The 17,176-nt window shown below is 49.1% G+C and carries 17 protein-coding genes; 8 read left to right on the top strand and 9 right to left on the bottom strand.

Features of this window, described 5'->3' with window-relative positions; genetic code table 11:
* Positions 1-112 precede the first annotated feature (112 nt).
* Positions 113-883: a rhomboid family intramembrane serine protease gene (locus ACXAD6_RS00595; RefSeq protein WP_474967189.1), complete on the top strand. Its 771-nt coding sequence runs from the start codon at positions 113-115 to the stop codon at positions 881-883.
* Between the two features lie 77 nt (positions 884-960).
* On the opposite strand, the gene cshA is transcribed toward ACXAD6_RS00595, so the two are convergent.
* Positions 961-2,433, bottom strand: coding sequence for a degradosome RNA helicase CshA (cshA, locus tag ACXAD6_RS00590; protein ID WP_474967188.1), 1,473 nt, complete (start codon positions 2,431-2,433; stop codon positions 961-963).
* A 217-nt stretch (positions 2,434-2,650) separates the two neighbouring features.
* On the opposite strand from cshA, the gene ACXAD6_RS00585 reads away from it, so the two are divergent.
* On the top strand, positions 2,651-3,568 hold the full coding sequence (locus ACXAD6_RS00585; protein ID WP_474967187.1) for a DMT family transporter: 918 nt from the start codon (positions 2,651-2,653) through the stop codon (positions 3,566-3,568).
* 49 nt (positions 3,569-3,617) lie between these two features.
* A complete protein-coding gene (locus ACXAD6_RS00580; RefSeq protein ID WP_474967186.1) occupies positions 3,618-4,472 on the top strand; it encodes a DegV family protein in 855 nt (284 codons plus the stop codon).
* 159 nt (positions 4,473-4,631) lie between these two features.
* Here the strand turns inward: ACXAD6_RS00580 and ACXAD6_RS00575 are convergent, their stop codons facing one another.
* The 5 genes from ACXAD6_RS00575 to ACXAD6_RS00555 form a co-directional block, all read right to left on the bottom strand.
* Positions 4,632-4,817 carry a hypothetical protein gene (locus tag ACXAD6_RS00575; RefSeq protein WP_474967185.1) on the bottom strand — a complete coding sequence of 62 codons (186 nt, stop codon included), beginning with the start codon at positions 4,815-4,817 and terminating at the stop codon, positions 4,632-4,634.
* 188 nt (positions 4,818-5,005) lie between these two features.
* A complete protein-coding gene (locus ACXAD6_RS00570; RefSeq protein WP_474967184.1) occupies positions 5,006-6,271 on the bottom strand; it encodes an MFS transporter in 1,266 nt (421 codons plus the stop codon).
* A complete protein-coding gene (locus ACXAD6_RS00565) occupies positions 6,268-6,978 on the bottom strand; it encodes an alpha/beta hydrolase (RefSeq protein ID WP_474967183.1) in 711 nt (236 codons plus the stop codon). The genes ACXAD6_RS00570 and ACXAD6_RS00565 overlap by 4 nt, the downstream gene beginning before the upstream one ends.
* Positions 6,979-7,049: 71 nt before the next feature.
* Positions 7,050-7,433 carry a YppG family protein gene (locus ACXAD6_RS00560; RefSeq protein WP_474967182.1) on the bottom strand — a complete coding sequence of 128 codons (384 nt, stop codon included), beginning with the start codon at positions 7,431-7,433 and terminating at the stop codon, positions 7,050-7,052.
* 123 nt (positions 7,434-7,556) lie between these two features.
* Positions 7,557-7,835 carry a glutaredoxin family protein gene (locus tag ACXAD6_RS00555; protein WP_027956800.1) on the bottom strand — a complete coding sequence of 93 codons (279 nt, stop codon included), beginning with the start codon at positions 7,833-7,835 and terminating at the stop codon, positions 7,557-7,559.
* A gap of 191 nt (positions 7,836-8,026) precedes the next feature.
* Here ACXAD6_RS00555 and ACXAD6_RS00550 point away from each other — a divergent pair, with 191 nt between their 5' ends.
* Positions 8,027-9,121 carry an SDR family oxidoreductase gene (locus tag ACXAD6_RS00550; protein ID WP_474967181.1) on the top strand — a complete coding sequence of 365 codons (1,095 nt, stop codon included), beginning with the start codon at positions 8,027-8,029 and terminating at the stop codon, positions 9,119-9,121.
* Positions 9,122-9,184: 63 nt separating this feature from the next.
* Here ACXAD6_RS00550 and abc-f read toward each other — a convergent pair whose 3' ends face one another.
* From abc-f to ACXAD6_RS00535, 3 genes are all read right to left on the bottom strand, one after another.
* Positions 9,185-11,020 carry a ribosomal protection-like ABC-F family protein gene (abc-f, locus tag ACXAD6_RS00545; protein WP_474967180.1) on the bottom strand — a complete coding sequence of 612 codons (1,836 nt, stop codon included), beginning with the start codon at positions 11,018-11,020 and terminating at the stop codon, positions 9,185-9,187.
* A gap of 276 nt (positions 11,021-11,296) precedes the next feature.
* A complete protein-coding gene (locus ACXAD6_RS00540) occupies positions 11,297-11,761 on the bottom strand; it encodes a MarR family winged helix-turn-helix transcriptional regulator (RefSeq protein WP_474967179.1) in 465 nt (154 codons plus the stop codon).
* A gap of 93 nt (positions 11,762-11,854) precedes the next feature.
* On the bottom strand, positions 11,855-12,778 hold the full coding sequence (locus ACXAD6_RS00535; RefSeq protein WP_474967178.1) for a YegS/Rv2252/BmrU family lipid kinase: 924 nt from the start codon (positions 12,776-12,778) through the stop codon (positions 11,855-11,857).
* 393 nt (positions 12,779-13,171) lie between these two features.
* On the opposite strand from ACXAD6_RS00535, the gene ACXAD6_RS00530 reads away from it, so the two are divergent.
* The 4 genes from ACXAD6_RS00530 to ACXAD6_RS00515 all read left to right on the top strand — a co-directional run bounded on the left by ACXAD6_RS00530 (position 13,172) and on the right by ACXAD6_RS00515 (position 17,139).
* Positions 13,172-13,624, top strand: a complete 453-nt coding sequence (locus tag ACXAD6_RS00530; RefSeq protein ID WP_474967177.1) for a MarR family winged helix-turn-helix transcriptional regulator — start codon at positions 13,172-13,174, stop codon at positions 13,622-13,624.
* On the top strand, positions 13,621-14,997 hold the full coding sequence (locus tag ACXAD6_RS00525; RefSeq protein ID WP_474967176.1) for an MATE family efflux transporter: 1,377 nt from the start codon (positions 13,621-13,623) through the stop codon (positions 14,995-14,997). The genes ACXAD6_RS00530 and ACXAD6_RS00525 overlap by 4 nt, the downstream gene beginning before the upstream one ends.
* Before the next feature lie 176 nt (positions 14,998-15,173).
* Positions 15,174-15,845: a hypothetical protein gene (locus ACXAD6_RS00520; RefSeq protein WP_027956807.1), complete on the top strand. Its 672-nt coding sequence runs from the start codon at positions 15,174-15,176 to the stop codon at positions 15,843-15,845.
* A 22-nt stretch (positions 15,846-15,867) separates the two neighbouring features.
* The gene (locus ACXAD6_RS00515; protein WP_474967175.1) at positions 15,868-17,139 is read left to right on the top strand and encodes an efflux RND transporter periplasmic adaptor subunit; all 1,272 of its coding nucleotides are present in this window, start codon (positions 15,868-15,870) and stop codon (positions 17,137-17,139) included.
* Positions 17,140-17,176 lie beyond the last annotated feature (37 nt).

Genomic DNA, 17,176 nt, shown 5'->3' with positions numbered 1-17,176 from the left:
TTATTCATCTACCACCAGTATACCCGAACGTACCTTTGTTAAAAAAAGAATACGCAGACGGTGGTGGGACTACACTTTTAGATAACAAGACATCACAAAGGAGACGAATGTCATGTTTTTACGAACAGAAAGCTTCAAAGAGTTTCTGAGATTTTATCCAGTGGTTTCTGCGCTTGTCGGAATCCATTTTGCGTTATGGCTGCTTGCGGATTTCCTTCAGCTTGGTTTTGCTGTCGACTTGAAGCAGTGGGGCATCGGCGTGAACGTACTCGTATTAAATGGAGAGTACTGGAGGCTGATCACCCCCATCTTTCTGCATGCCGGCTTCATGCACGCCGTATTCAATTCCTTCTCCCTCGTCCTGTTCGGACCTGCGCTTGAACAGATGCTCGGCCGCGTCCGGTTTATCGTCATGTACCTGGCCGCCGGTATTGCCGGGAACATCGGGACATTTATCGTAAACCCCGATGCTTACTACGCGCACCTCGGTGCATCCGGAGCCATCTTCGGGATTTTCGGTGTGTATCTGTTTATGGTGCTGTTTCGGAAGCACTTCATCGATCAGGCCAATGCACAGATCATTATCGTCATCTTCGCTCTCGGGCTTTTCATGACGTTCACCCGTCCGAACATCAACGTGCTCGGCCATCTGTTCGGTTTGATCGGCGGCTTCGCCATCGCCCCTGCCATCTTAAAAAACGCCCGTCCCTTTTCCCTATGGCAGATCCGCACCCGTCCTTCCCGCCGGGACAGTGATGAGATTTCCTTCGACCCCAACCGGTGGAAAAAACGACGGTTCGGCCGTGGAGGGATCGGAAAATATGTATTGTGGGGCATTATCATTTTCCTCGCCTTGTTTGCGCTTGTGAACCGATCCCTTTAATTCGTGCGCCGGACCGCTCCCTTGAAACAAAAAAAGATCCGCTTCCTGACAGATAGGAAGCGGATCTTTTTTATATATTAGCTGCGGCCTTTGTTTTGGTAGCTGCCGCGCTTACCGCCTTTACCGCTGAAGTTGCGGTTGCGGGATTTGTTTTTGTTGTTGAAGTTACGGCCGCCTCCGCCTTTGCGGTAGCCGCCTTTTTTCTTGCCTTTGTCACGCTGGGCGTTTTTCACGCTGATTGGTGCAACGTAGGACAAGTTAACAGGAACTTCACTGCGTTCTTTAGTCATCAACTTCAGAGCTGCTGCGATAAGGTCTGAAGACTCATAGCGCTCAAGCAGTTCTTCTGCTGCATTTTTGTAGTTGTTCAAGTCATTGTTGTTCACAGTTTCAGCAATCTTTTCGACAGCCACTTTCTGCTGACCGCGTGCAGCTTCTTCAGAAGAAGGCACTTTCAGACGATCCACTTTCTTCTTCGTCAGCTTTTCAATCAAGTTAAGCTGATCTTTTTCACGTGGTGTAACGAAGGAGATGGACTCTCCTTTACGCCCGGCACGACCAGTACGGCCGATACGGTGTACATAGCTTTCCGGGTCCTGTGGAATATCGAAGTTGTACACATGGGACACTTCAGAGATATCCAGTCCACGGGCAGCTACGTCTGTAGCGACAAGGATTTCGATACGGCCACGCTTGAACTTGTTCAACGTAGACATACGCTTTCCTTGAGTCAGGTCTCCGTGAATCCCTTCCGCGCTGAATCCGCGGGCTTGAAGACCGTCAGCTACTTCGTCTACACGACGCTTCGTACGACCGAAGACGATCGCCAAGGCTGGATCATGAATATCAAGCAGGCGCGTCAGTGTATCGAACTTGTGTTTTTCCGGAACTTCTACGAAGAACTGCTCGATGTTTTCCACCGTCATTTCCTTCGCTTTCACTTTAACTTCTTCCGGATTGTTCATAAGAGTTGTTGCAATATCGCGGATCTCTTTCGGCATGGTCGCAGAGAACAAGAGTGTCTGACGTTCTTCTGGAAGAGCCTTCAGAATGTCGCGGATATCATCGATGAAGCCCATGTTCAGCATTTCGTCCGCTTCATCAAGGACAGCTGTGTGCACGTTCTCCAATTTGATCGTTTTACGACGAATGTGGTCAAGTAAACGTCCAGGTGTCGCTACCACGATGTGGTTGTTTTTCAACGCACGGATCTGGCGCTCCATATTGGATCCACCGTAAATTGGAAGGACGCGTGCGCCTTTCCCTTTACCAAGACGGTTCATTTCTTCAGCTACCTGAATAGCCAGTTCTCTTGTCGGGGCGATGACAAGACCTTGAACGCCTTTCACCTGTTTGTTGATTTTTTCAAGCATCGGAATACCGAATGCCGCCGTCTTACCCGTACCTGTCTGAGCCTGCCCAATCACGTCTTTCCCTTCTAGTCCTAGAGGGATGGTCTGTTCTTGAATTGGTGTGGTTTCTTCAAAGCCCATTACGTCTAATGATTTTAAAATCGGCTTTGATAATCCTAGTGATTCGAATGTTGTCACTTAATTCCTACTCCTTTATGTTTAAATCTTCTACCTATATCCATGTAAAAAAAGCCTTCTGCCACAGGAAACGGGAGAGGCTTCTCTGGTATCTGCCTGATAGATTTATTCATCATAACATATTTAACATATTATATTCTACACATTTCCGCTATGCTTTTCAAACCCAATAATGATAAAATGAGTAAAAACCGACCTATACCAGAGGAGGGCTAGATTGGAAAAGCCTCCGGTGCATCCTTATTTCATCCTGTTTATCGGAGTGGTTTCCATATCCACCTCGGCCATTTTCGTCAAGCTTGCGGGCGGCGCCCCTGCTTCGATGACCGCGTTCTACCGGCTGCTGCTTGCCGCCGGACTGATGGCCCCTTATGTATTATGGAAACATTCCGGTGAATTCAAACACATTCATAAAAAAGATTGGCTCCTTGCCACGATTTCAGGAATTTTTCTCGCCTTCCATTTTATCTTCTGGTTTCAATCCTTAAAATATACATCCGTGGCAAGCTCCGTTCTTCTCGTTTCCCTCCAGCCCGTCTTTGCCTTTACGGGCGCCTATCTGTTTTTCCGGGAACGATTTACCGTCGGAGCCATTCTCAGCCTTTTCATTACGTTGATCGGCAGTGTCATCATTGGATGGGGAGATCTTCAGCTGAGTGGAACAGCACTGGCCGGTGATATTCTTGCGCTCCTCGGAGCGGTTACCGTAACCGGGTACTTCCTGCTGGGCCAGAGTCTGCGCCAGCGGCTGTCGCTTCTCACCTATACACTGATTGCCTATGGAATGGCAGCTGTCACCCTCGGCCTCTACAACGTGGCCGCCGGGACGGCCTTCACAGGCTACTCTGGAGAGCAGTGGTTTATTTTCCTGGCCCTTGCCGTGATTCCGACGTTCTTCGGACATTCACTGTTCAACTGGACACTGCGCTGGCTGAGCGCGGCCTCCATATCGATGGCGGCCCTCCTGGAGCCGATTGGAGCCTCTCTGTTAGCTTACTGGATCCTTAAGGAATCCATCACTTGGGTGCAGTGGCTTGGCGGGTCCATCGTTTTATTCGGCTTGATGATGTTTATTTTGAGCACCACGAAAAAAGTCGAGCCGAAACTGACCCACGAATTGAAAAAAGATCACTGAAACGAGTCTGGTATACTGGAAAGACGATATTTTGAGAGCAGGTGAACGAATGACTACACAACTAATCATCGACGGCGGCGGAGATGTCGCGCCGGGAATGATGGAGAAGCATAACATCCTCTCCGTCCCGTTAAACATCCATTTCGGGGACGAACATTATAAAACGGAAGAAACCATTGATCTGGATACCTTCTATACGAAGATGAGACAGTCAGAAGAGCTCCCCGGCTCCTCTTCCCCGAGCCCGAATGATTTTTATGAAATGTACAAACGCGTGGACCCGTCTGCGAATATCCTCGTCCTTGCCATCAGTCACGGGTTGAGCAGCACCTACGAAAGTGCTGAAATCGGCAAAAACATGCTGCTTGAAGAAGAGCCCGACCGCCGGATCGCAGTTATGAACACCAAAACGGCCTCCTGTGGTATCGCTCTTCTTGTCGACGAAGCAGGAAAGAAAATGGACGAAGGCGTCTCCTTTGACGAACTTGTCGCCCATATGGAAGACCGTATCGAGAACACGATTACGCTGTTCATTTTGAAAACGCTGGAGAACGTCATTAAAGGCGGACGCCTGGATAAAGTCAAAGGCGCTCTGGCCAAGACCTTGAACATCAAGCTGCTTATGAAAGCAAGTGAAATCGGTGCCGTCGAAGTAACGGAAAAGGTGCGGGGAAACAAAAAATCGATCCGCCGCTTTGTCGATCAAATCGGGGAATACGCTCATTCCTTCGAAGACCGCGTCATTGCTCTGTCCCATTCCAATGATGAGGAACGCGGCAGTCAGGTGCTTGATATGATCAAAGACCGCTATCCATTTAAGGAAAGCCTGTTTATGGAAATGGGTCCTTTGATTGCCACCTATGCGGGGGAAGGCGGCCTCGCCATTGCCTTTTTCAAAGATTAAAAGCTGAAAACTCCGTTTCTTTACAAGCTTTTTTCTTTCTTACCGCCAGGAGCGAAAGCCCCTTCCCTTTCCGCGGACGAGCGCCCGAGCTTCCTCGCAGAACCCACGCTCGGCGATCTCGGACCACTCGTTCTTCCGCAGGAGTGGAAGGGGCGCCGCTCATTGGGAATTCTTTAACATCGACAAAGACTCTCCTTCACCCAGCTCGCCCTTGCTGGATGGAGGAGAGTCTTTTTCATATTCCGGAAGGCAGCCGTCATCGGCGCCTGTGCTTTCCCTTTTTCTTTTCCACGCAAGTGCGCACCAGCGCATCCCATGCTGTTCTTTTGAATCTGCTTCGTGCACAATTTCTCTCCTCTATATTCTAACGTCGGCATGAGGAGCGTTCGGTGGTGATGCCTGCATGCCCGCGGCATTCATCCACCGATAAGCGGAAAGTGACCCTTCCCACGACAAATGGACAACTCTCACTGGTTAACACAGGCTTTTTCTACAGCCAACAAACTCCTTAGGCCTTAGCCTAAGGAGTTTGTTTATCCATGATAGGTTTCATAATCAGGCTGCGGGGAAAGCAGTGCCAGAACTGTCGCGGTGACTGGAAACAAAACGGTAAGCACGATGATTTCCTGATAGCCCCCGAGCCAGTCATAAAAAATACCGAAAGGAAGCGGCCCGAGAGCAGATCCAACGACCATCACCGTTTGGGCAAGCCCCTTAATGCTCCCGAGGTGGGCACGCCCGAAATAATTCGGCCATACGATGTTCAATACAATCCGCTCAAATCCATTCACCACTCCCCATAAACAGCCAAAACCGACAGCGGCAGCCCAGGAATCCGTCACAAGAAGCAGCAGCAGCGTACAGATATGGCCGAAAAATGTAACAGCCAATATGTAATGCACTTGGAAGCGGTCGACAAGCCAGCCACTAATAAAAGTAACCGGAAACCCGACAACGGCCATAAGCGTCAACACCATTGCTGCTACTCCAGCGTCAAGGCTGCGCAGTTCCATAATGGAAACCATATGGAACGTGATCGCTGTGTTGACGAGAGCAGGAACCGTCACACAAAACAAAATGAACCAGAAAGCTCTCGCAGCCATTGCTTCTTTTAATGTCCAGCTTTTTTCATTCACTTCGGCATTCAGATTGTTGATCTCGTGCCCGTCTGCCGGTTTACGGCCCCCATCAGGCACTTCCCCTATATCTTCCGGACGGTTTCTCACGAGGTAAAAAGCAAGCGGCACGAATATCACCAGCAGAGCGGTTCCCCAGATTCCCCAGGTCATTCGCCAGCCGAACGCTTCAATCAGCCACGTGTTCAATGGCGGCAGTAGTGCAGAGCTTGCGAAACCCCCGATGGCCATCACACTGAGCGCCCGCCCCCTTTTCCGGATGAACCACTGCGGAACAAGGGTATTCGGGATCAATGTCATCGACCCCTGTCCAAAGAGGCGGATCAGGAAAAAACCGATGAACATCATGACAGGACCCGCTAAAAAGGCATTCCAGAACAGCGCAAGGGCGAGGCACATTCCGACGGCGACCATCATCGCCCGCTGTCCGAAACGGTCAATCAGCCGCCCCATCATAAACAATAGGAATCCGGCCGCAAGCGTAGCACCGGAATAAATGCCAGAGACAAGCGAGCGGGTATAATCAAAATCATCTATGTAATAATCAATGAAAATAGAAATGGAATACGTCTGCCCGGGCCCGGAGAAAAACACACTCAGACCGGCAATAAAAACGATCACCCATCCATAATAAAAGGGTGATCCGTCTGTTCGGTTATTCAAGTTACCCCCTCCTGCTGAGCGCTGCCGATGAACTCGAGCACTCTGTCAAACAGTTCGTCTTTATCATCTCCGTGGCAGATAAGATGCTTCGACTGCTTCAAAAAGACCACTTCTTTTTCTGTAGACGGAATTTCCTCCTCTAAATAAACCGCTGCGGCTTTGGGAACCATGCCGTCCAGCTCTCCCTGGATAATCAGGACAGGGCACGTCACTTCCCTTAAATAAGGGCGGGTAAATTGAACACATTTCATAAATTCAATGGTTGAAAATACATACGTATCGCGCATTTTTTTCTGATAGCGGCGGAACAGATCATTGTCGGCCAGCGCACCATTCCACGCATCTCCAGCCATCTCCAGAACATCCTTCGCCATCTGCGGAAGGCTCACATATTTGCCGGCGGCTGAGAGAAGCACAAGCCGGTCGATCCGGTATTTGGCCGTCAAATAAGCTGCAATCATGCCACCCATGGAGAATCCGACGATATACACTTCATCGTGACGTTTCATCAAATCCAACAGCGCCAGTTCAGCTGCTGCAATCCACTCCTGATAATAATGCCCTTCAAGATCCAGATCCTCCCCATGGCCGGGCAGGGTCGGGTTGGCGATTTCCCATTCGGTTCTCGCTTCAAGAAAATCCACGAGCGGCTGCACTTCCTCCGGGCTTCCTGTATATCCGTGAATGCACAAACATCCAATACTCATAACTTTTTCCTCCGCATCCTGCAGTTTTTCCAATATGGAAGAAAGAAAACGCGCTGACATCAGCAGCGCGTCTATTTGATCCCTTTCACAAAAGTACCGATGCCTTTGACAATCGGACTGACTTGTTGAACGGTCTTCATCACCTGACCGGTCGTATTCATCATTTTATCAAAGTCAAATTGACCTTCCTCATTTTGAAAATAGCCGATCACACTCTTCCCTGCTGCTGCGGGTTGGAAAGAGGTGGAGCCGCCTTCATTCCCGGTTTCAGTATAACCGGAGTAAGGGGTACTATTCACCTGGTAATAAGGAAAGCCGTAGGATGCACCTCCCTGATATGGGTAGAAGGCGTTCCCCTGATAATAGGTCTGCGGGTAGGTATCCTGGCTGTACACAGGAGGAGCCGGATACCGGTACCAGTTTTCGTAATAAGGGTAGGAATAATATGGGTACATGACTGTGCCACCTTTAACGTATTTACTTCAGCCTATGACAGAGGCAGGAAAAGAGTGAGACGCAATCATCCAGTACCCGACACGATAAAAAAACAAGTGACTCTCATCACTTGTTTCCTTTATTTATGAAAAGTTGAATGAGTCCGTTTGAGCATATAGGTCTTCCCTCAACCCCAGCACCTGCTGGAGCTTGCGTTTCTGAAACCCTAAAACACGGTGATCATCGACAAAGGTGGCCGGGGTCCCGTAGACACCCTTCCCCTGAAGCTCCTTAAAATAGGTGCGGTTTTCCGATACGTTCCGTTCCTCAAAATCTACATTCCACTCATCTAATAAATCCATGACCTGGTTACAAGAGGCACAATCGCGACTGGTGTACACAACAACATTCTGGTTTCCCATGACTCCCCTCCTCATGCCGGTTCAATAAACGTTCTACAGATTTTTCCCTGATCATTTTAGTTTAAACGTCTATTCCTCACCTATGTTTACCACGTATTCCCACTTATTAATCCCCCTTTTTACATAGGAAAAAAGGAATTCACCTCCACCATCCCGAATGGAGGTAAAAACAAGATGGAGGAGGCAGTTTTATGGCTTTTACGTATGTATGTACTGGCTTTCCCGGGTTTCTGGCGGCTGAGCTGCTGAAAGATCTGTTCCGCACACGGAAGGTGGATCATGTTTATCTTCTTCACCTTCCTCATATGGAAAAGGAAGCACGAATGCGGCTGCATGACTGTCTGGAGGACCCTGCTGTGGAGGGCGGCCGTATTACACTGATAACCGGAGACATTACAAAGAAAGATCTCGGGCTCGACATTTCGACAGCCGAGGAGCTGAAACAGAACCTCACCCACTTTTATCATCTGGCTGCCTTATATGATCTGGCCGTTCCGCTGGCGCCTGCCCTTCAAGTAAACGTTCAGGGAACACGCGAAGTGCTCCGTTTTCTGCAAGGCTGCCAGCGATTGAACCGCTGTCTTTATTTCAGTACGGCTTATGTATCCGGAAAAAGGCAGGGAACCGTCTACGAGCATGAGCTGAAGCATGGAGACGGCTTCAAAAACCATTACGAATATACGAAATACGAAGCAGAAAGGCTGGTACAGGAGTATCAGCATCGTCTGCCCCTCACCATTGTCCGGCCCGGCATCGTCGTCGGTCATACGCGGACAGGATCGACAGCGAAATTCGACGGCCCTTACTTTATCTTGAATCTCCTGCATGCACTGAAGTCCCTCCCTGTTGTCCCTTATTTTGGAAAAGGTCAGGCCCGGGTGAACCTCGTCCCCCACGATTATGTGGTCCAGGCAGCCAACGTTCTCACCCACCTGCCGGACGCGGAAGGTAAGACCTACCACCTGACAGATCCCCACCCCTATACAGCAAAGGACATTTATCATCATTTCGCGTATCTGTATGCCGATAAACAGCCTCATCTGACGGTGCCGCTCCCGGCTGCCCGTCCACCGTTAAAACTGAAACACATCCGCCGAAAGCTGGGCATTCAAAAAGAGGCGCTCGACTACTTTGAAACCGTCGCCGATTATGATTCAGCCCAGGCAGAAAACGACCTGGCGTCTTCCGGTCTCTACTGTCCGGACCTCTTCTACTATACACAGCCGCTCATTCATTATTATGAAGAGCATAAAAACAACCCGGCTAAGCATGTCTCCATTCTGTAAGGATGTTTCAATGGAAAATTCCACAAAAAGAAACGGGAGGGCTTATCTGCCCTCCCGTTTTTCTCATTCTCCTGCTTCGGCCAGCCAGCTCTCATACAATGCTTCCAGTCTTTCATCAAGCTCTTGTTTTTCCTGTTCCAGCCTGCGCGACTCTGAAAGCGAAGCCACCGCCCATTCTTCTTCCAAACGAGCGGCCTCTTCTTCGAGATCCGTAATCCGGTCTTCCAGGGATGCGGGTTCTTCCACAGGTTCAAGGGCCGCCTTCTTTTCCGCTTCCTCTTTTCTTTCCTCCGGCCAGTGGTGCTTCGTATCTTCATACGATCCTGAACATCGATACCCTTTTCCATTTGCCAGATACATGGTTTCCGGAAAGCACCGGTTCAGAAAATGGCGGTCATGGGACACACCGATCACCGTTCCGGAGAAGCGGTCCAGCGCTTCTTCCAAAACCTCCTGGGATTCAATATCCAAGTGGTTGGTCGGTTCATCCAGGAGCAGCACGTGCAGGTCCTGCTGCATGAAGATGGCCAGTTTCAGGCGCATTTGTTCCCCGCCGCTCAAATGGCGGATCTTCCGGAAGACATCATAGCCGTAAAAAAGAAACCCTGCCAGCTGACGCCTTGCCTCTCCTTCGGTTACACGAATAGATGCGCGGTAATAATCAATCAGCCTCTGCTCTTGATCAGCCTCCTGCAGCGGATGTTGAGGAAGATAGCCCACCTTCATCCCAGGTGCACGTTTCATCGTACCCTCATCCAGCTGTTCTTCCTCAAGAAGCAGACGAAGAAGTGTCGACTTGCCACTCCCATTCGTCCCGACGAGAGCCAGACGGTCCTGATAACGGACGTGCAAGTTGAAGCCCTGAAGAATCGTGGAATTCCCATAGGACTTCCCGCCGTTTTCCACGATGAAGACATCCTTCCCTGTCCGGTCTTCTGAATCAAGGGAAAGCTTCATCCGTTTTGGATCCATGACCGGTTTATTGATTTTCTCCATACGTTCCAGCGCCCGCTCCATGCTTTTCGCTTTTTTAAATAACTTCTCACTGGGAGGAGAGGCCTCGTTGGCCCACTGCCTCAACCGGCGGATGGCATCCCTCATTTTCTTGATCTTCTTCTGCTGTTCTTCATAATGGTGAAACTCGACCAGCAGCTTTTCTTCCTTCTTCTTTTCAAAGGTTGTGTAATTTCCTTTATAGGCTTCTATATTACCAGCATCAAGGTCATACATATCCGTAACGACCCGGTCGAGGAAAAAGCGGTCGTGAGAAATGATGCAGAGTGTGCCGGGATATTGCTGGAGAAACTCTTCCAGCCACTCGACCCCTTTGACATCCAGGTGGTTGGTCGGCTCATCCAGCAGCAGCACATCCGGCTTTTCCAACAGCAGCTTCGCCAGACCAAGCTTCGTCCTTTCCCCACCGCTCAACGTGGTAAAGGACTGATCGAGCAGGTGGTGGACCTTTAATCCGTGGGCGACCTGACGGATGGATGACTCCATTTCGTAGCCCCCTCGGTCTGCAAACCGCTCCTGCAGGAATCCGTATCGTTCTACAGCTTTCTCCATATGTTGCGGAATCCTCATCTTCTGTTCCAGCTCTTGCATCTCTGCTTCCATGTCCTGAAGCTCTTGAAAGGCCGAGCGTAGATATTCCCGGCCGGTTCCCGTCCAATGGGACGGCATCTGAGTCAAATATCCGATGGTTTTTCTTTTCTGGATAAACACATCGCCTCCATCAATCGGCTCTTCCTTCGTTAAGATCCGGAACAATGTTGACTTCCCGCTTCCGTTCCTTCCGACAAGACCAACACGCTGGTGTTCTTTGATTTCCATGTTCAAGTCTTCGAATAACACTTCGCCGCCCATAATTTTATAGATATGTTTAAGGGTTATGATCAATTTCCGTTCCTCCTAAAGACATTTTAAAAGCACAAAAAAAGCCAGAGGTCCCGTTGCCTCTGACTTTTGTTCATGCATATTCAATCAGGTATGAGACATTACAGATTCCTATTCAGATGTCATTTTTGGACATACGTGTCCCGTTGACAGCTGAAATGTGAATAATTGCACGACGCAGATAGTTCAGTTGATAATCAAGCGCATGCATCTGTAACATCTTTATACCCCCTTTGTCTTTAGTCTTACGTCTATCATAACGGATTGTCTGAAAATTGGCTACTCTTTTTGATGACCGGCATTTTTCCCGAGTTTCTTCAGCAGGTCAATCGCCGTTGTTTTCTCCTCATCTGTCAGGCCGCTCATAATAGATTCAATCTGCTGCCAGTGATCCGGAAAGATGCCGTGAAGCAGTTTCCTGCCCTCTTCCGTAATCGACGCATACGTAATCCGGCGGTCTGTCGGGCATGGGACACGCTTCAAAAACCCTTTCTTTTCAAGCTTGTCTACCACATACGTAATGCTGCCACTGGCAAGAAGGATCTTCTCGCCGATTTTCTGCAGCGGCTGATCCCCCTGATGGTATAGCAGCTCCAGTACACCGAATTCCGTCGGGTTTAATTCATAACGCTGAATATCGTCCTTCACTAAATCACCGATGGCCCGCTGCGCCTTAGATAAGACGACAAACAGCTTCAATGATGGATCTTGTTTCTTTTTCAAGTACAATTCATGTTCGTTCATCCGGTTCGCCCATCCTTTTTAAAAGATAAAGATAGTATAAGTTTAACATTTTCGCACTGTCAATCAGGCACGGACGGATAAGCTTGAAGACTTTTATAGATCAGTTGTCGTTCGAAGGGCGTTCGGGCCGCCTCCTAAAAAAGTGAAATGGGCCGGCAGCACATCGATTTGTGCAGGTGTCTCTGTTTTAATTTCGCCGTCCATATCTACTTCTTCATCCGTTTCCGTCTCAATGGTAATATGCTGTCCCTGACGATAGCTGAGGTCCTGGAACTTTTGATCGACAGAGCGTTCCCTTCCCATTGCCAGCCACTCTCTGAATACAGCCAGGCTGGAATTTTTGACAATCAGCACATCAAACTTCCCGTCCTGCAGGTCGAGCGATGACATCGGAACTTTCCGGGTACCGATGAACTGCCCGTTCATAACAAGGATCATCACCGCTTCCCCCTCCAGTTTTTCCCCATCGACGGTCAATGAAAAACGAAAAGGTTCGGATCGGTTCACTGTTTTCAATGCACTGATGAAATAACTGAGCACCCCTAAACGGTTTTTCTGGTTTTCATCGATGTTGAACGATGTCTGGGCGACGAGGCCGATGCCCCAGAAGTTGATGAAATACGTATCTTCTGTTTTGCCGGCATCCACCTGCAGTGCCTCCCCCTTCATAATGGAGGCAGCCGCCTGATCCAGCCGCTGCGGAATATCAAGGACACGGCTGAAATCATTGCACGTTCCGGCGGGAAGCACCCCGATCACCGGCCGCTTTTCCAGTTCCGCCATGCTGTTGATGCATTCATGAATTGTCCCGTCTCCCCCAAGGATTAGGAAGACATCGGTTTCTGGACCGTACGTCCTGCAGACGTCCCGAAGTTCTTCCAGCGAAGCCGTCTGAATTACACGCAGATCTTTGACCTCTTTACTGACCTCAGGAAGCACCTGGCTGAGTGCAGGTGTGATTTCATTTTCTTCTTTATTTCCGTTATATAGAAGTATCCCGGTTTCAAATCGCGGCATAGTATCCCTTCCTTCCTCCTTACATAATTGACGAAAAGCGGACCTTTGAAACGATTTCCTCTATTTTCATCCTACGACCTCCAAGCAAATCCTTTCGGCATCTAAGTAAATAGGCGGGACATTCTCTATTCGGGAAAACCACTGGGTTCCTCTTTTGGGCAAGGATCAGAAAAAATGATGAAGCTGTTTTTTCCATAGAGGAATTCAGGAAAACCTCATCGGCAACCCTGCTGTGTTACTCTTTATTCCTCCATATCTTCCATTGTACACCACTTCGTCTTCCACCTGGCGGCTTCTCTGTTAGAACAAGCCGCACCCATCCACCAAAGCAGATGGGTTTACGAATAGCCTTCTTTGTTTTATACTATATTTTGTTTAGGGGGCTAAGTAATTATGAAGAAACAATTGGATGAATCACTGGGATATCAGATTCATATGGTTTCCCATTTTCTAAGAAACGTATATAACGAACGGCTCGGGGAATATGGATTGACCCATGCCCAAGGCAAAGTCATCCACATTTTAGCCAGAGAAGGCGAGCAGCCACAGGTGGAACTCCAGAAGCGGCTGCATATCAAGCCTTCCTCTATGAACGGCGTTGTGGAGTCTCTCCTTAAATATGAACGAATATCAAAACGGCCGAGTGAAGAGGATAAGCGCACAAAACTGATCACTCTGACAGAAGCCGGCATGGAACTCCACGAAATGATCGTCACAACCATTAAGGCAATTGAAACAGAAGCTTTCGCTGACCTCTCTCAAGAGGAACAGCAGATCATGACATCCTGGTTGAAAAGAACCCAGGAACGCATAAAGTCACAAACAGCAGGGAGAGAAAACGAATGAAAGAACAAAGTCAGCGTTTAGGTACCCAGCCTATACCAAAGCTGTTGGCCAATTTGTCCATTCCGGCGATGATCGGAATGTTTGTTATGGCGCTGTACAACGTCATTGATACATTGTTCATCGCACGCGGTGTCGGAATTCTCGGAGTATCGGGTGTAAGCATCGGTTTCCCGGTTATGATGATCATTATGGCCATTGCAGCAGCCGTCGGTATTGGTGGTGCTTCCGTTATATCACGAAGGCTCGGAGCAGATAAAAAAGACGAAGCGGATCTTGTTTTCGGAAACGTCCTGATCATGATTGTCTTAATAAGCAGCGTCGGCTTCATCGGCGCTTTCACCTTTTTAGAGCCGCTCCTTACCATTTTCGGAGCTACAGATAACATCATGCCGTATGCGAAGGATTATTTATTCCCGATCATGGTCGGTTCCCTGTTCTTCTCCTTCGCCTTCGCGACAAACAACATCATCCGTTCTGAGGGGAATTCCAGGTTTGCCATGATCACGATGATCATACCTGCGGTTCTGAACATCATTCTTGACCCCATCTTCATCTTCGGACTCGACATGGGCGTACAAGGGGCTTCCATAGCGACGGTCATTTCACAGGCGACGGTATCGATTGTTGTTCTGAACTATTTCCTTAAAGGAAAATCTTCCCTGACAGTCAGGAGAGCCGCCTTGAAGCTTCAGACGAAGATCATCAAGGAAATCATCACCATCGGTATGCCGGCGTTTATCCGTCAGGTGGCTGGGAGCGCAATGATGATCGCTATCAACTTGATGCTTATCAAGTTCGGAGGCGAATTCGAAGTCGGGGTCTTCGGAATCGTCCAGAAGCTGGCCATGTTCACCATCATGCCGATGATCGGTGTCCTCCAAGGTATGCAGCCGATCATCGGCTACAACTACGGGGCCCAGAACTATGAACGTCTAAAGGAAACCGTCAAGCTCGGAATGAAAGTCGTCACCATCATTTCTGCCGGTATTTTCGTTCTCATGATGGCTTTCCCGAATGCATTGATGATGATTTTCACAGGAGATCAGGCAACGATCGAAACCGGGGCTCACGCCATCCGGATTATGTTTGCCTTTGCTGTCCTGATCGGCGCACAAGTCGTCAGCGGTGGTCTTTACCAGGCGCTCGGCATGGCCAAACCGGCGATGATCCTGTCTATGGCCCGCCAGGTGCTGTTCCTGATTCCGCTGGTACTGATCCTCCCGAATTTCTTCGGTGTCACTGGTGTATGGCTTGCCTTCCCGGCGGCCGATCTTCTGGCGTTTGTTTTATCCATGATCTTTCTTTACAGAGACCGATCCCTTTTCTTCAAACCGAAACGCGGGGCATCCAATTACGAAACGGCCCCGTCTTGATCAACAGCCCGGCGGCTTGACGCCGGGTTTTTTCTTTTTCTGCAGAAAAATCTGAATGAGCACTGCTTTGTTCTCCATCTTTTCCCAAAGATTCTCAGCAATGGATAGCAACCCATGACATTTTCCGTTAAAATGATACAGAGAATGCTATTTTTCACTGGTAAAGGATGAAGTGTATGACTTACTCGGTCCACTTGATCAAACTGTTTATCCGCCGTGATGATCATTTGTTCAAGCTGAATGAAGCTGAAAAATTGAAAAACGTCTGGAATCTATTATTCTTTTTACTCGCTCTCACTTTACTCACCTTTGTCTGGACGGCCTGGCTCGGCCTGGGTACCGATGCGATTTCCGCTAATATGACAGAATTGACCCGGACTGATTATGAACTGAGAAAAGCATGGTTCCTGATCGGCAGAGCTGCTTACGGGCTGCTGTTTTTTTTATTCCTTTTATTTATCTCTTCGTTTTTTTACTGGTTATTCAATCATGTATCCTACAAAAAGCTGATCATTCTACAAATGAACGTCCTGCTCGTTATGCTTCTTGAGCGTGTAACCTGGGTGCCGTTGATGGTCTATGCAGGAATCGACTGGTATGTATCACCTCTTTCCTTTGGTGTTGCAGCCTCCTACTTCACTTCCCTGGAGTGGGTCATTTATTTTTTCGGTTCCATATCCCTTTTCCAGCTGTTTATCATCTGGTACCAGGTCAAATGCCTTTCCCGGCTGTCCAGAACAAAAATCGGCTGGATCTGGACCGGCGTCATTTTCTGGCATCTATTGCTGTGGGCTGGAACCTCCGCCCTTGCCTATTACGATTTATATCTTCTTTACTTAATAAGGTAGGAAAGCCGCAGGTGGACATATTATGAAGAAAATTAACATTAAAGGAAGAATGACCGGATTGTTGATCATCGCTTTCATTACGACGAATGCCCTGTTGATTTATTTGGACGAAGATGACAGAGTGGACCGGAAATCCTATCTCCATACATGGTCACAGGCGGTTACATATGACCTCTTTGAAAGAGTGGAAACCAAAGGCGTCTTCACATCGCAGGAATCTGTCCCGGTTTACTTTGACGGAGCAGATGGTTCCTTCCAGCAGTTCCTCGTAAGCGAGGGGGACAAGGTGCAGGAAGGCGATGACCTTTATACCTATCAGGTTGAAGACTACACTGCAGAGGAATCCCGTCTCCAAGGAGAAGTGCAGCGCATTCAGGAAGAAATATCAGCCGTCGAGGACTATATCGATCAACTGGAGGCCTATGATATCCCTGATCCCTCATCTCCAACAAACCGTTCCACTTCTTCCTTTTTCGGAGAAGACAGGAATGCCTCCGAGGAAGAAAGCACTTCTTCCCCGGATTCTTCTATAGAAGCGGAGTACCTCAAAGAGGAGGAACTTGCCAGACAGCAGGCCGAACTTTCCAAACAGCAGGGGCTGCTTGAAATGGCGGAAGACCAGCTGGACCAGCTCCAGGAAACGGGAGAACAGATTACAGTCACCAGCCAGTTTTCAGGAACCGTCACCGATATCGATGAAGAACTCAACGCTCCTATCCTTACGATGAAGTCTGCCAATCTCGTATTGGAAGGCGAAATCCAGGAAGAAGACCGGACACAGGTGGAAGAAAACTTAACCGTTGAGATCTTTGTACCCGAGCTTGAACTGGAAACGACCGGAACGGTAACCCGGGTGGACGAATTCCCGGAACAGACAGACCTCGGCGGGAAGAGCCGGTATCCATTCATCGTGACACTGGAAGATGCGGATGAACAGCTTCTTCCCGGCTACCATGCGGAGATGCAGGTGATCACAGCGGAAGCACCGCAAGCCGTCGCTGCCCTGGACGCTGCCTTGACGACGGAAGAAAATCTGTACGCCTGGATCATGAATGAAGAGGGCATCCTGGAACGCCGGGAAGTGACAACCGGCATGAAGGAGGACGGACTTGTCCAAGTCGTATCCGGCCTCGAGGACGGGGAGTGGATGGCCGTTGCACCGAAGGACGAATTCCGTAACGCCTCTGTTTTTCTGACCTCTATGCAGGCGGAGGACCTTCCTGTCAAAGACCTGATGGAACTGGATCAGTCAACGATGCTCAATTACGGACTTCTCGGACTTTTATCGAGGTAGTCATACAAAGAAGACGGCCGCCCGCGGCCGTCTTCTG

Source organism: Halobacillus sp. ABH2_015, from assembly GCF_056158945.1.
Note: the sequence above shows the minus strand (reverse complement) of the source record. Positions and strands in the feature narration are given on the sequence as shown.

What these genes read in the sequence shown, in the direction of transcription:
- ACXAD6_RS00520 (WP_027956807.1), top strand. Translation starts at nt 15,174, where the DNA reads ATGACTTACTCGGTCCACTTGATCAAACTGTTTATCCGCCGTGATGAT.
- ACXAD6_RS00550 (WP_474967181.1), top strand. Translation starts at nt 8,027, where the DNA reads ATGGCTTTTACGTATGTATGTACTGGCTTTCCCGGGTTTCTGGCGGCT.
- ACXAD6_RS00525 (WP_474967176.1), top strand. Translation starts at nt 13,621, where the DNA reads ATGAAAGAACAAAGTCAGCGTTTAGGTACCCAGCCTATACCAAAGCTG.
- ACXAD6_RS00565 (WP_474967183.1), bottom strand. Translation starts at nt 6,978, where the DNA reads ATGAGTATTGGATGTTTGTGCATTCACGGATATACAGGAAGCCCGGAG.
- ACXAD6_RS00530 (WP_474967177.1), top strand. Translation starts at nt 13,172, where the DNA reads ATGAAGAAACAATTGGATGAATCACTGGGATATCAGATTCATATGGTT.
- ACXAD6_RS00595 (WP_474967189.1), top strand. Translation starts at nt 113, where the DNA reads ATGTTTTTACGAACAGAAAGCTTCAAAGAGTTTCTGAGATTTTATCCA.
- ACXAD6_RS00560 (WP_474967182.1), bottom strand. Translation starts at nt 7,433, where the DNA reads ATGTACCCATATTATTCCTACCCTTATTACGAAAACTGGTACCGGTAT.
- ACXAD6_RS00535 (WP_474967178.1), bottom strand. Translation starts at nt 12,778, where the DNA reads ATGCCGCGATTTGAAACCGGGATACTTCTATATAACGGAAATAAAGAA.
- ACXAD6_RS00540 (WP_474967179.1), bottom strand. Translation starts at nt 11,761, where the DNA reads ATGAACGAACATGAATTGTACTTGAAAAAGAAACAAGATCCATCATTG.
- ACXAD6_RS00555 (WP_027956800.1), bottom strand. Translation starts at nt 7,835, where the DNA reads ATGGGAAACCAGAATGTTGTTGTGTACACCAGTCGCGATTGTGCCTCT.
- ACXAD6_RS00580 (WP_474967186.1), top strand. Translation starts at nt 3,618, where the DNA reads ATGACTACACAACTAATCATCGACGGCGGCGGAGATGTCGCGCCGGGA.
- ACXAD6_RS00515 (WP_474967175.1), top strand. Translation starts at nt 15,868, where the DNA reads ATGAAGAAAATTAACATTAAAGGAAGAATGACCGGATTGTTGATCATC.